The 13,343-nt window shown below is 72.8% G+C and carries 9 protein-coding genes and 1 pseudogene; 6 read left to right on the top strand and 4 right to left on the bottom strand.

What is annotated here, in order from left to right; translation table 11 throughout:
- Window positions 1-98: 98 nt before the first annotated feature.
- The 4 genes and pseudogenes from AIF0345_RS09395 to AIF0345_RS09380 all read left to right on the top strand — a co-directional run bounded on the left by AIF0345_RS09395 (window position 99) and on the right by AIF0345_RS09380 (window position 4,123).
- On the top strand, window positions 99-986 hold the full coding sequence (locus tag AIF0345_RS09395; protein ID WP_043558160.1) for a lysophospholipid acyltransferase family protein: 888 nt from the start codon (window positions 99-101) through the stop codon (window positions 984-986).
- Window positions 987-1,045: 59 nt separating this feature from the next.
- Window positions 1,046-1,185, top strand: a pseudogene (locus AIF0345_RS09390) (IS630 family transposase); the annotation flags it as partial.
- Between the two features lie 243 nt (window positions 1,186-1,428).
- Window positions 1,429-2,652 (top strand): pyrophosphate--fructose-6-phosphate 1-phosphotransferase, encoded by a 1,224-nt coding sequence (locus AIF0345_RS09385; RefSeq protein ID WP_043558154.1) that lies wholly within the window; start codon window positions 1,429-1,431, stop codon window positions 2,650-2,652.
- 115 nt (window positions 2,653-2,767) lie between these two features.
- A complete protein-coding gene (locus tag AIF0345_RS09380; RefSeq protein ID WP_404975918.1) occupies window positions 2,768-4,123 on the top strand; it encodes a class II 3-deoxy-7-phosphoheptulonate synthase in 1,356 nt (451 codons plus the stop codon).
- A gap of 775 nt (window positions 4,124-4,898) precedes the next feature.
- Here the strand turns inward: AIF0345_RS09380 and pknB are convergent.
- Both pknB and AIF0345_RS09370 read right to left on the bottom strand, forming a co-directional pair.
- Window positions 4,899-6,941 carry a Stk1 family PASTA domain-containing Ser/Thr kinase gene (gene pknB / locus AIF0345_RS09375; protein WP_285295978.1) on the bottom strand — a complete coding sequence of 681 codons (2,043 nt, stop codon included), beginning with the start codon at window positions 6,939-6,941 and terminating at the stop codon, window positions 4,899-4,901.
- A gap of 95 nt (window positions 6,942-7,036) precedes the next feature.
- Window positions 7,037-8,194 (bottom strand): polyprenyl synthetase family protein, encoded by a 1,158-nt coding sequence (locus tag AIF0345_RS09370; RefSeq protein ID WP_285295977.1) that lies wholly within the window; start codon window positions 8,192-8,194, stop codon window positions 7,037-7,039.
- Between the two features lie 175 nt (window positions 8,195-8,369).
- On the opposite strand from AIF0345_RS09370, the gene AIF0345_RS09365 reads away from it, so the two are divergent.
- On the top strand, window positions 8,370-9,992 hold the full coding sequence (locus tag AIF0345_RS09365) for an RNA polymerase sigma factor (RefSeq protein ID WP_043558143.1): 1,623 nt from the start codon (window positions 8,370-8,372) through the stop codon (window positions 9,990-9,992).
- Window positions 9,993-10,092: 100 nt separating this feature from the next.
- On the opposite strand, the gene AIF0345_RS09360 is transcribed toward AIF0345_RS09365, so the two are convergent.
- Both AIF0345_RS09360 and AIF0345_RS09355 read right to left on the bottom strand, forming a co-directional pair.
- Entirely contained in the window at window positions 10,093-10,527 is a 435-nt protein-coding gene (locus AIF0345_RS09360; RefSeq protein WP_285295976.1) for a rhodanese-like domain-containing protein, read from the bottom strand.
- Between the two features lie 35 nt (window positions 10,528-10,562).
- On the bottom strand, window positions 10,563-10,838 hold the full coding sequence (locus tag AIF0345_RS09355) for a DUF7455 domain-containing protein (protein WP_229118259.1): 276 nt from the start codon (window positions 10,836-10,838) through the stop codon (window positions 10,563-10,565).
- Window positions 10,839-11,030: 192 nt separating this feature from the next.
- Between AIF0345_RS09355 and AIF0345_RS09350 the strand changes: the two genes are divergently transcribed.
- Complete coding sequence (locus AIF0345_RS09350; protein ID WP_043558140.1) at window positions 11,031-13,298, top strand: DNA gyrase/topoisomerase IV subunit B; 2,268 nt, start codon at window positions 11,031-11,033, stop codon at window positions 13,296-13,298.
- Window positions 13,299-13,343 lie beyond the last annotated feature (45 nt).

The following is a 13,343-nucleotide window of genomic DNA, read 5'->3' as shown; positions in this document are numbered from 1 at the left end:
TCATCACGGCGCCGATCCAGCCGTGCCCGTGCCTCCCCGCGCGGGCGGGGTGCGGACCCGGCGAGGAGCCCAGCCAGTCGCCGAGCACAGGAGGTCCCGTGGGGTACCGAGGCATCAAGACCGCTGTCGGGCCTGCGCTGGAGATGCTCTACCAGCCGTGGATCCGGGGGGAGGAGAACATCCCGGCCGAGGGTGCCGCGATCCTCGCCTCCAACCACCTGGCCGTCATCGACTCCTTCTTCCTGCCGCTGCTGGTGGACCGCGAGGTCGCCTTCATCGGCAAGTCCGACTACTTCACCGGCAAGGGCGTCAAGGGCTGGGTCGTCAAGAACTTCATGACGGCCGTGGGTACCATCCCGGTGGACCGCTCCGGCGGACAGGCCTCACTGGCCGCCCTGCAGGCGGGAATAGCCCGCCTGAGCTCCGGCGAGCTCTTCGGCATCTACCCCGAGGGCACCCGCAGCCCCGACGGCCGCCTCTACCGCGGCAAGACCGGAGTGGCGCGCATCGCCCTGGCCACGGGCGCCCCGGTCATCCCGGTGGCCATGATCGGCTCGAACCTGGCCCAGCCCATCGGCCAGGCCATCCCCTCCACGCGCCACCGGGTGGGCATCGTCGTCGGCGAGCCGCTCGACTTCTCCCGGTACAAGGGGCTGGAGAACGACCGCTTCGTGCTGCGCTCCATCACCGACGAGATCATGTACTCCCTCATGTGCCTGTCCGGCCAGGAGTACGTGGACCTCTACGCCGCCGACGTCAAGAAGGCCATGGACGCCGACAAGAAGTCCGCCGACGAGGTCGTGACCGAGATGCTCCAGGCCCAGGCGCTGCGCCGCCCCGCCGCCGCCCCGGTCGCGGCCCCCGGCGGCCGGCCCGCCCCCGACGTGAGCGTCCCCGAGCCGCCCGACGAGGACGGCGACGGCGAGGACGCCGCGGAGGATGCGTCGGCCGGTGACGACGGCGTGGGGACGGATCAGCGGGGCTGAGCGTCCGGGCTCGGCGATCGGCTAGTGCTCTGCGACATTATCGCCCCTGCACCTCGGGTCCTCCTGAGACCGCAGTAGTCCTGTGCGTGGACGAGAGGTCCCGGATCCAGGCCCTGTCGCGCTGCCGGCCGGCCTTCCCCGTGACGCCCGGCGCCCCGAGCGGCGCTCCCACGACTACGTGCGCCACACCACCGCCAGCCAGTGGGTCTATCACGAGTGGGAGAGGAGCCTCGATGCCGTCCTCGTGCTCGACGTGATCTTCCCGGTCGGCCGCCTGGCGGTCATCGGCCTCGTCCTGGCCTCAAGGCGGGTGCGGGTGGGTCGCGGCGCCCGGCGGGCTCCGCGGGCCGGCTCCGGCATTGACGGCCCGACCCGCGCCCCGCCCGGAGTCAATCATCTAGGATGATGCCTGTCACTTCTCGCATTCAACGAAAGGTCCACGATGTCGATCCGTCGTGTCGCCCTGCTCACCGCGGGCGGCTTCGCCCCCTGCCTGTCCGCCGCCGTCGGCGACCTCATCGAGCGCTACACCGAGGTCGCTCCCGACGTCGAGATCATCGCCTACCAGTACGGCTACCACGGCCTGCTGACCGGGAACTACGTCGTCATCGACGACGAAGCCCGCAAGAACGCAGGCATCCTGCGCGACTTCGGCGGCTCCCCGATCGGCAACTCGCGCGTCAAGCTCACCAACGCCAAGAACCTGGTCGAGCGCGGCCTGGTCGCCGAGGGCGTCAACCCCCTGGAGTTCGCCGCCGAGCAGCTGCGCAAGGACGGCGTGGACGTCCTGCACACCATCGGCGGGGACGACACCAACACCACCGCCGCCGACCTGGCCGCCTACCTGCACGAGAACGACTACGAGCTCACCGTCGTCGGCCTGCCCAAGACCATCGACAACGACATCATCCCCATCCGCCAGTCGCTGGGCGCCTGGACCGCGGCCGAGCAGGGCGCCGGGTTCGCCTTCAACGTCATCGGCGAGCACCGCTCCAACCCGCGCATGCTCATCGTCCACGAGTGCATGGGCCGCAACTGCGGCTACCTCACCGCCGAGACGGCCCGCCGCTATCACGAGCTGCTGGCCACCAGGCAGTGGGCCCCCTCGCTCGGCCTGACCCGCGAGCGCTGGGATGTCCACGCCGTCTTCCTGCCCGAGATGAAGCTGGACCTGGCCGCCGAGGCCGAGCGCCTCAAGGCCCTGATGGACTCCCAGGGCAACGTCAACATCTTCCTGTCCGAGGGCGCCGGCGTCCCCGAGATCATCGCCGAGCTGGAGGCGGCCGGCCAGGAGGTCCAGCGCGACCCCTTCGGCCACGTCAAGCTCGACACCATCAACCCCGGCCAGTGGTTCGCCAAGCAGTTCGCCGAGCTGATCGGCGCCGAGAAGGTCATGGTCCAGAAGTCCGGCTACTACTCGCGCGCCTCGGCCGCCAACGCCGAGGACCTGGCCCTGATCAAGAGGATGTGCGACTACGGCGTCGAGTGCGCCCTGCGCGGCGAGTCCGGCGTCATCGGCCAGGACGAGGAGAACGACGACGCGCTCGCCGCGATCGCCTTCCCGCGCATCGCCGGCGGCAAGCCCTTCGACATCACCCAGCCCTGGTTCACCGCCCTCATGGGCGAGCTCGGCCAGAGCGTCGAGCCCGCCGCGCCCGAGCACTGAGCGCACTGAGCGCCTCAGGGAGCCCCGGGCCCGGCGTTCGCCGTCTGCGCGCCGGACCCCGGCGCCACGCCTTCCACACCTTGAGGCGTGGCACCGGGGCCCGGCGCGCGACTCTATGCTGACCCATGTGATGACCGACCCGACCGCCCCCCGCGACGCCGTCGGCTGGCGCTCGCGCCGCGCAGCCCAGCAGCCGGCCTACCCGGACGCGGCCGCTCTGCGGGCGGTGACCGCGGACCTGCGCACCCGGCCCCCGCTCGTCTTCGCCGGCGAGGTCGACTCCCTGCGCACCAAGCTGGCCGCGGCCGCCGGAGGGCGCGCCTTCGTGCTCATGGGCGGCGACTGCGCCGAGTCCTTCGCGGACAACACGGCCGACAACATCCGCCTCAAGCTCCAGACCATCCTGCAGATGGCGGCCGTGCTGACCTACGGCGCCTCGACCCCCGTGGTCAAGATGGGGCGGATGGCCGGCCAGTACGCCAAGCCGCGCAGCGCGGACGTCGAGACGCGCGACGGCGTCACCCTGCCCTCCTACCGCGGGGACTCCGTCAACGACCACGCCTTCACCCGGGCCGCCCGCGTCCCCGACCCCGGGCGCATGCTCGACGCCTATCTGCGCGCCGGCACCACCCTCAACCTCATTCGCTCCTTCACCATGGGCGGGTACGCGGACCTGCGCGAGGTCCACTCCTGGAACCGCGGCTTCACCGCCAACCCGGCCTACGCGCGCTTCGAGTCCTTCGCCGGGGAGATCGACCGCGCCATGCGCTTCATGGAGGCCGCCGGGGTCGACTTCGAGGCCCTGCGGCAGGTCGACTTCTACGCCGCCCACGAGGCCCTGCTCCTGGAGTACGAGGACGCCATGATCCGCGAGGACTCGCGCTCGGGCCGCCTGTACGACACCTCCGCCCACTTCCTGTGGGTGGGGGAGCGCACCCGCGGGGCGGAGGACGCCCACGTCGCCCTCCTGGAGGGCGTCCACAACCCGGTGGGCGTCAAGGTGGGCCCGACGACGACGCCCGCAGAGCTCCTGGCGCTCATCGACCACCTCAACCCCCGCGGCGACGCCGGGCGCCTGACGGTCATCACCCGTATGGGCGCCGACCGGGTCCGCGAGGCCCTGCCCGCCCTCATCGAGGCCGTCGCCGAGGACGGCCGCCCGGTCACCTGGGTCACCGACCCCATGCACGGCAACACCATCACCTCCGACAACGGCTACAAGACCCGCCGCTTCGACACCGTCATGGACGAGCTCCGCGGCTTCTTCGAGGTCCACCGCGCGTTCGGCACGGTGCCCGGCGGCATCCACGTCGAGCTCACCGGCGACGACGTCACCGAGGTCCTCGGCGGGGGGGAGCACATCGACGAGGCCGCCCTGGCCCGGCGCTACGAGACGCTGGTCGACCCGCGCCTGAACCACCAGCAGTCCCTGGAGATGGCCTTCGAGGTCGCCGAGATGCTGCGCGGCTGAGCCCGGTCCGCCCTGGAGGGCCGGCCCCGGCAGGCCCGCCCGCGCCGTCGGCTCACGGGAGCGGCCCCGGCCGTCCGGGACGGGGCCTGGGCCGCGCCCGCCCTGCCCGCCCTGGCCGTGAGCCGTCCCGGGGCGCTGGTGGACCTCCTGAGGGCGGCGGGCCCCACGAGCATCATCTCGCGGGCCGTGGAGGGCCGCCCCGGCCTGCTCCTGCGGCACGACCCGCAGGCGGTCACCGACCTGCTCGCGGACTGCCCGTGGCGCGCGGGCATGCGCCGCGGGCGCGCCGGCCCGGTGGGCGGCCTGCGCGACCGAATCCCCCTGCTCGCGGCCCGTCAGCGCGCGGCGCTGGCCCGTGCCCGGCGCGACGAGGTCCGGCTCGCGGCGCTGCTGACGGCACTGCCGCCCGGAGAGCGCGCCGAGGTCTTCGCCGCCTGCAAGGGCGCGAGAACCGACACGCGTGTGTGGTCCGCCGAACTCCTCGACGCCCTGCCCACCGCGCCATCGCCCCCGACTGGGGCCCCACCTGCGCCTGGCGAGCCTGCTGGCGGACGCGGCCGCCTCGCCGGCCGAGCGCGCCCGCATCCTGCCGTCGGGCGGTCCCGGGGCCGGGCCGGTCGACTCCCTGCTGGAGCGCGGGGACGCCGCCGCCGGGGCCCTGGCACTGGCGATCGTCGGCCACCAGGGCGCCGCCAGCGGATGGACCGAGCCGTGGCGGGATCGGCTGCGCGCCCTGCGCAGGCACCGGGCCGGCCTCCGCCTCGGCGGGCAGCCGTCAGAAGATATTGATCTTGACGGTGGAGCCCGTCTTGACGCTGGTGCCGGCGGCCGGCTCGGTGGAGCGGACGGTGCCGAAGGGGGCGCCCAGGCGCTTGTTGACCTCCACCTTGAGCCCCAGGTCCTCCAGGGCCTTCTTGGCCTCCTCCTCGCTCTTCCCGTTCACGTCGGGGACCGTGACGTTCTCCGGCCCCTTGGAGACCGTCACGGCGACCGTGTCCCCGTTATAGACGCCGCTGGCGCCCGCCGCCGGGCTGGTGGAGATGATCTGGCCGGAGGCCACGGTGTCGGAGAACGCCTGCGTCTGGGTGCCGAGCTTGAGGCCGGCGGCCTCCAGGGTCGTCTTGGCCTGGTCCACGGTCATGCCGGTCACGTCGGGCACGGTCGCGCTCTGACGCCCCCTGGAGACGGCGATCGCCACCGCCGAGGAGTGGTTGATGCTCGTCCCCGCCTTCGGATCGGTGGAGACGACCCTGCCGGACTCCACGGTGCCGGAGTACTCCTGGGTGATCGGGCCCACGGTCAGGCCGGCGTCCGTGATGGCCTTGGTGGCCTCGTCCTGGGTCTTGCCCGCGACGTCGGGGACCTTCTTCTGCTCCACGCCGCGCGAGACGACGGCGGTGACCGCCTGCTTGAGGCGCGCGCCGTCGCCCGGCCCCGGCCTGCAGGAGATGACGGAGCCCTCGGGGATCGTGTCGGAGAAGTCGCGGCTGGGCGTCCCCCAGGTCAGTCCCGCGTCCTCGACCGCCTTCTGGGCATCCTCGGCGCTCTGGCCGATGATCTCGGGGACGGGGACGGAGCGCCCGGGCCCCTTGAGGACGTACCAGGCGTACCAGCCGCCGGCGCCGCCGCCCACCAGGAGCGCGGCCGCGGCCCCGATGACGACGGTGCGGCGCCGGACGGGCCGCAGGCCCTTGCGCGGTACCGCGGTCGTGGCCTGGTCGTCGGCGCGCAGCAGCTCCTCGCGCGCCAGGTGCTGGGTGCGGCCGTCTCCGGCGTCCTGGGCGTCAGGCCCGATCGAGCCGATCGGCAGCGAGACCGTGCGCAGGCCTGCCCCCGGCGCGGGCCTGGAGCTCTCCGCGACGGGCTCCTCGGGGGACTGGGCGCTCATGGCCGCCCGGGCGGCCTCGGCGTTGGCGGCGAGGACCTCCTGCGTGCGCACCGAGCCGGTCCCGCCGCCGCGCTTGACCAGCAGATCGGCCTCGGGCAGGGAGGCGGCGGTCCTGCGCAGCAGGGCCAGCGCCTCGTCGGCGTTGCGGGGACGCAGCTCCGGATCGCGCTGCGTCAGGGCGGACACGAGCTCGTCGACCTCGGCGGGCAGGTCCGGGACCAGGGCCGAGGGAGAAGGGATGTCCTCGTGCACGTTGCGGAAGGCGATCTGGATGGGGGCGTCGGCTGCGAAGGGCTGCTCGCCGGTGAGCAGCTCGTAGACGATGATGCCCACGGAGAACAGGTCGGCGCGGGGACTGGACGTGCCCGAGGTGATGAGCTCGGGCGCGAGGTAGGCCACGGTCCCCAGGACGTTGCCGGTCGTGGTCTGCGTCGCCTCGGTGACGGCGCGGGCCAGCCCGAAGTCGGCGACCTTGGCGACCGAGCCGTCCGCGGGCAGCAGGACGTTCTCGGGCTTGATGTCCCGGTGGACCAGGCCCGCGCGGTGCGCAGCGCCCAGCGGACGCAGGATCTGGGCGGTCAGCCCCAGGGCCTCGCGCACCGACAGGGGGCCGGCGGCCATGAGGTCGCGCAGGTTCGGCCCCTCGACGTACTCCATGACCAGGTAGGCGATGCCGTCGAGGCTGCCCTGGTCGTAGACGGCCACCACCCCCGGGTTCGACAGGCGCGCCGCCGCGCGCGCCTCGCGCCGGAAGCGGGCGACGAAGTCGGGGGAGTCGGCCAGGTGGGCGTGCATGAGCTTGAGGCCGACGACGCGGTCGAGCCGGCGATCGAACGCCCGGTAGACGGTTGCCATGCCGCCGCGCGCCACGAGGTCGACGATCTCGTAGCGAGAGTCGACCAGGCGACCGGTGAGGGGATCCTTGACCACGGCCAGATTCTAAGGCGCGGAAGGGGCGCGGGGGACCAGCATCGGCCGGCATTGCGCAGGGCGGTGCGGATCGGCTCCTCCCGCCGGGGGGCGCCTCAGGCGCTGCGCGCCGTCAGCGCCTGGGCCAGGGCCAGAAGGTCGCTGCGGCCGGCCTCGTCGAGCGACCCCGGAGGGGCGCCGCCCAGGGCGCGGATCCCGGCCCGGGCGTGAGCGGCGATCTCCTCCTCGTGCTCGGCCAGGGCGCCGCAGTCGCGGATGAGGGCGGACGCGACGGCGATCAGGCCGGCATCCGCGCCCCGGTTCGCCAGGACCCGGGACAGCAGGGTCCGGCCGGCCCGGTCGGTCCGCCGCCACGCCATGGCCAGCAGGACGGTCCGCTTGCCCTCGCGCAGGTCGTCGCCGGCCGGCTTGCCGGTCAGGTCGGGGTCCCCGTAGACGCCGAGGACGTCGTCGCGCAGCTGGAAGGCGATGCCGACCTGCTCGCCGAAGACCCGCAGCGCCGCGTACAGGGGCGCGTCCATCGCCACACCCCCGAGGAGAGCGCCGATGAGCAGGGGGTGCATGACCGAGTAGCGCGCGGACTTGCACCGCACTACGGCCAGTGCCGAGTCGAGCATCGCCCGGCCCGTGGCGGTGGGATCGGCGTCGGGGGCGGGCAGGGCGGTCACCCCGCCGCGCACGTCGAGGAACTGCCCGACGGCGACCTCCGCGGTCATAGCGTCGAAGGCGGCCCGGGCGGACGCGGCGTGCGCGCCGTCGACGGGCGGGGCGACGGCGGCGCCCATCTCGGCGCCGGCTAGCGACATGAGCAGGTCGCCCAGCAGTATCGCAGCGCTGCTCCCGTAGGTCGCGGCGTCGCCGAGCCAGTGCGAGGCGGCGTGCTGGGCGGCGTACCGGCGGTGGGCCGTGGGACGGCCGCGGCGGGTCAGGGCGGCGTCGATGACGTCGTCGTGGACCAGGGCGCTGGCCTGGTACAGCTCGAGCGCCGTTCCGAGGCGGGCGGCGGTGGCGCCGGTCATGAGCCGGCTGCGCTCCTCGGGCGCCGCGCCCGGTGCGCCCAGCGCGAGCCCGACGGCGCCGAGCACCGCGCGCATCCGCTTTCCCGAGGACGTCAGTGCCTCGGCGGCGTCGAGCAGCTCCCCGCAGGCGGGTGCCGGGCCGGCCCACCGGGTCCGGTGGGCGTCCAGTACCTGAGCGAGTCTGGCGTCGACGGCGGCGCGCACAGCTCGGAGCGCGGGGGGAAGAGCAGTCATGCGAATCAGCGTAATGGGGCGGAACCCGGCCTACCTGCGTGCCGCCCCCGGCCGCCGTGCTGAGGCAGCGGGAATAAACGCTATAGTCGGAGGGTTGTCTGCTGCGTCGGCCGTGAGCATGCCGCCAGCAGGCCCTGCCCCACCCCGATCAGTCCGCCCACGCGAAAGGAACTCCGTGGCTACTTCCACAGCTACGCGGAAGCGCATCCAGCGCGCTGATGACATCGACGAGACCCCTGAGGATAGCGAGGCTCTCGATCTCAACGATCTCGATGATGGCGCAGAGGACGACGACTCAGGCGACTCGGGCGATGCGGAGGAGGACGCCCCCCTCGATGAGGGCTCGGACGACTCCGGGGAGCAGGAGGACGAGCCCGCTCCCGAGCTGCGCGACTACTACCTCGATGTGAGCCTGGAGGAGAACGGCGACGGGACCAAGCGCAAGCCCTTCAACACCACCGCCGCCCTCAAGGGGGTCAGGCTCGCCCCCGGCGCGACCCTGTACGTGCGCAGCCGCACCGTCGTCGAGGGGCTCGAGCTCACGGGCAACGGCACGCTCGAGAACCCGATCACCCTGGCCCCCTACGGCCACGGCCCGGTGCCCCGCTTCGTGATCCCCGAGGAGGAGCGTCCCGTCGTCGCCCGCGAGTTCCTGACGAGCAACGGCTTCATCTTCCGCGGCTGGATCATCAAGGGCATCAAGATGCAGCCCTCCATCGCGGCCCTGACCGGCGAGCTCGACCGCATCCGGCGCGAGCAGGCGGAGAAGGCGGCGGGCAAGCGGTCCGGGCGCAAGTCCCGCTCCGAGAAGGGCAAGGACGGCTCCTTCACGGTCTCCGACTCCGATGAGGCCGATGAGCCGGCCCAGAAGGTCGTCACCGCCGGTGCCACGGCGGACCCGGTCAAGGACTACCTCAAGCAGATCGGCAAGGTGGCGCTGCTCAACGCCGCCCAGGAGGTCGAGCTCGCCAAGCGCATCGAGGCCGGCCTGTACGCCGAGCACCTGCTGGGCACGCGGGGCAACGACCTGGAGGCAAAGTACCGCCGCGAGCTGCACTGGATCGCCCAGGACGGCCAGCGCGCCAAGAACCACCTCCTGGAGGCCAACCTGCGCCTGGTGGTCTCCCTGGCCAAGCGCTACACCGGGCGCGGCATGCTCTTCCTGGACCTTATCCAGGAGGGCAACCTGGGGCTGATCCGCGCGGTGGAGAAGTTCGACTACACCAAGGGGTACAAGTTCTCCACCTACGCGACCTGGTGGATCCGCCAGGCCATCACCCGCGCCATGGCGGACCAGGCCCGCACCATCCGCATCCCCGTCCACATGGTCGAGGTCATCAACAAGCTCGCCCGGGTCCAGCGCCAGATGCTTCAGGACCTGGGCCGCGAGCCCACTCCTGAGGAGCTGGCGGTCGAGCTGGACATGACCCCGGAGAAGGTCGTCGAGGTCCAGAAGTACGGTCGAGAGCCCATCAGCCTGCACACGCCGCTGGGCGAGGACGGGGACAGCGAGTTCGGCGACCTCATCGAGGACTCCGAGGCCGTGGTCCCGGCCGACGCGGTGAGCTTCACCCTCCTGCAGGAGCAGCTCCACGCCGTGCTGGACACGCTCTCCGAGCGCGAGGCCGGCGTGGTCTCCATGCGCTTCGGCCTGACCGACGGCCAGCCCAAGACCCTCGACGAGATCGGGAAGGTCTACGGGGTCACCCGTGAGCGCATACGGCAGATAGAGTCCAAGACCATGTCCAAGCTGCGCCACCCCTCACGCTCCCAGGTGCTGCGCGACTACCTGGACTGACCGGCCTGCGGGGCGCTGTGCGCGCCGACGGCGGCCACGGGATCGCCTGGGCGGCGCGACGACATGGCCCGGGGCCGGCCCGGGGCCGGCTCAGACCGGCTCAGTCGGTGACGACCTCCAGGCCGGTGCCGGCCGCGGCGTCCTCGATTCCCCCCAGGTCGGTGACGTTGGTGAACCCGGCGTCGCGCATGGTGGCGACGGCCCTCGCGGAGCGGTTCCCCGACCTGCAGTACACCCGGTAGGGGGCGTTCGGGTCGAGGCCGCCGATCTGCTCGGCGAAGCTCCCGGAGGAGGCGTCCATGTTGACGGCGCCCCTGAGGTGCCCCTGCTGGTACTCCCGGGGGGTGCGCACGTCAATGGTGACCGGGGCCGCTGCGCTCTCGGTGCTCCCGTCGCCGGCCTGGGAGGCACGCGCCGGGCCGGCCGTGGCGCCGGCCTGCGGCGGGGGGCCCGAGCAGGCGGCCAGCGCCAGGGCGCAGGCCGCGAGGACCGGCAGGGCCCGGATGGGCCTCGGAGGACGGGAGGGGCGGCTCACGACGGCTCCGCCTGTGACATCGCAGCGCCTGCGCGTCAGTCGCCCGCTGTCAGGGTCGCGGTCTCGTCCTGGAAGAGCAGGGCGACCTCCCTGAGCCTGCTGCCGTGCTCGCGCGCGTGGTGGGCGCAGAAGAAGAGCTCTCCGGTCAGCAGCACCACGCGGACGTAGGCCTGCGCCGCGCACACGTCGCAGCGGTCGGCGGCGGTCAGGGGCCGCTCGGTGGAGGCGCCGGCGCCGGGGGCGCGCTGCTCGCCCAGGGATGTCGCCGTCTGGGGGGCGGCGGATGTGCTGATGGTGCTCATGACCCGCATTCCACCACGCCCCGGAGCACCTCATCCTTCTCGGGCGCCCGTTTCCGCCCCAGGCGCACGCGCTTTCGCCCAGGGCGCACCGGGGGCCGTCGTGCACCGGTCGCGGGCCGCCGTCGCCCGACGACGAAGACCACAGGCTCGGCCGCGGCGCGCAGGAACACCTGTTCGACCCCGGTCCGGTAAAGTCCGGTCGTGCCCGCTTCTGAGAACAAGACCAGCCGCGGCGACTACTCCGCCCGCCACCTCTCCGTGCTGGAGGGGCTGGAAGCGGTGCGCAAGCGCCCCGGCATGTACATCGGCTCCACCGACCAGCGGGGCCTCATGCACTGCGTGTGGGAGATCGTGGACAACGGCGTGGACGAGGCCCTCGAGGGATACGGGGACCGCATCGACGTCCTCGTCCACGCTGACGGCTCCATCGAGGTGCGCGACACCGGCCGCGGCGTGCCCGTCGACGTCGAGCCGTCCTCCGGGCTGACCGGCGTCGAGCTCGTCTACACCAAGCTCCACGCCGGGGGGAAGTTCGGCGGGGGATCCTATGGCGCGGCCGGCGGCCTGCACGGGGTGGGCGCGAGCGTCGTCAACGCCCTGAGCGCCCGCATGGACGTCGAGGTCGACCGGGCGGGGCGGACCTACGCCATGAGCTTCCGCCGCGGCGTGCCCGGCGTCTTCACCGACCCGCCCGGCGGCCCCGGCCCGGCCTCGCCCTTCGAGGAGTACACCGAGGCCTCCGAGCTGCGGGTGATCGGCAGGGTCGGGCGGGGCGTGACCGGCACGCGCGTGCGCTACTGGGCCGACCCCCAGATCTTCCCCTCCCCGGCCGACTACGACGCCGCGGCCCTGCGCGCCCGCCTGCGGCAGACGAGCTTCCTCGTGCCCGGGCTGGCCCTGTCCCTGACCGACGAGCGCAGCGCCGAGGAGGCCGCGCGATCCGAGCGCGCGGCCTCCTCGGGCTCGAGGACCACCGATGATCTGGCGATGCGGGCTGCGGCCAGGAGCGCCACCGAGACCGCAGGGACCGCGGGGGACCTGCTGGAGGCCGCGGCCCCGGGCGGGGAGACGGCCGGGGGCGCCGAGGTGTTCCGGGCCAGGGGCGGCACCGCGGACTTCGTCGACTTCCTGGCCACCGACGGCTCGGTGACCGACACCTTCCGCCTGACCGGCCAGGGCGCTTACACCGAGACCATCCAGCAGCTCGATCGCGCCAGCGGGCACCTGCGGCCTGTCGAGGTGGAGCGCACCTGCGCCGTCGACGTCGCCCTGCGCTGGGGCATCGGCTACGACACCACCGAGCGCTCCTTCGTCAACATTATCGCCACCCCCATGGGCGGCACCCATCTGGCCGGCTTCGAGCAGGCCGTCACCAGGGTCCTGCGCAGGCAGATCGACTCCAACGCGCGCGCCCTGAAGGTCACCAGCCGCGACGGGCGCATCGAGAAGGACGACATCCTGGCGGGCATGACCGCGGTGGTCAGCGTGCGCGTGCCCGAGCCCCAGTTCGAGGGGCAGACCAAGGAGGTCCTGGGCACCGCCCCCGTGCGCCAGATCGTCGCCAGGGTCGTGGACACCGAGCTCACCGCCCTGCTGACCTCCTCCAAGCGCGACCTCAAGACCCAGTCGCGGGCCCTGCAGGAGAAGATCGTCGGCGAGATGCGCGCCCGCGTCAGCGCGCGCATGCACAAGGAGATCACCCGCCGCAAGACCGCCCTGGAGTCCTCGACCCTGCCGGCCAAGCTCGCCGACTGCCGCAGCGACGACGTGCGCGCCTCCGAGCTGTTCATCGTCGAGGGCGACTCGGCCCTGGGCACCGCCAAGAACGCCCGCAACTCCGAGTTCCAGGCGCTGCTGCCCATCCGCGGCAAGATCCTCAACGTCCAGAAGGCCTCCCAGGCCGACATGCTGCGCAACGCCGAGTGCTCCGCCATCATCCAGGTGGTGGGGGCCGGCAGCGGGCGCACCTTCGACCTCCAGGCGGCCCGCTACGGCAAGGTCATCCTCATGACCGATGCCGACGTCGACGGCGCCCACATCCGCACCCTCCTGCTGACCCTCTTCTTCCGCTACATGCGGCCCATGATCGAGGCCGGCCGCGTCTTCGCCGCCGTCCCCCCGCTGCACCGCATCGAGGTCTCCGGCTCTGGGCGGCGCAGGAAGGAGGTCATCTACACCTACTCCGACGACGAGCTGGTGCGCACCCTGCGCAGGCTGGAGAGGGCCGGGCGCGGCTTCAAGGAGCCCCAGCGCTACAAGGGCCTGGGGGAGATGGATGCCCACCAGCTCGCCGAGACCACCATGGAGCCCGAGCACCGCACCCTGCGGCGCATCACCCTGGGCGACGAGGCCGAGCTGCTGGAGGCAGAGAACGTCTTCGAGCTCCTCATGGGCGCGGCCGTCGAGCCGCGCCGCGGCTTCATCATCGAGGGCGCCGCCGACGTCGACCGGGAGCGCATCGACGCCTGATGTCAGACGCATCGGGTATGGTGCCGCATAGTCCGCTCGTCACCG

The sequence above is a fragment of the Actinomyces israelii genome (assembly GCF_030253495.1).
In the GTDB taxonomy this organism is placed as follows: Bacteria; Actinomycetota; Actinomycetes; order Actinomycetales; family Actinomycetaceae; genus Actinomyces; species Actinomyces israelii.
The sequence above is the reverse complement of the archived record's forward strand: the minus strand, read 5'-3'. Positions and strand labels throughout refer to the sequence as shown.

Coding starts and splice junctions, on each gene's coding strand:
- AIF0345_RS09385 (WP_043558154.1), top strand. CDS start 1,429: ATGTCGATCCGTCGTGTCGCCCTGCTCACCGCGGGCGGCTTCGCCCCC.
- AIF0345_RS09380 (WP_404975918.1), top strand. CDS start 2,768: ATGCTGACCCATGTGATGACCGACCCGACCGCCCCCCGCGACGCCGTC.
- AIF0345_RS09370 (WP_285295977.1), bottom strand. CDS start 8,194: ATGACTGCTCTTCCCCCCGCGCTCCGAGCTGTGCGCGCCGCCGTCGAC.
- AIF0345_RS09355 (WP_229118259.1), bottom strand. CDS start 10,838: ATGCGGGTCATGAGCACCATCAGCACATCCGCCGCCCCCCAGACGGCG.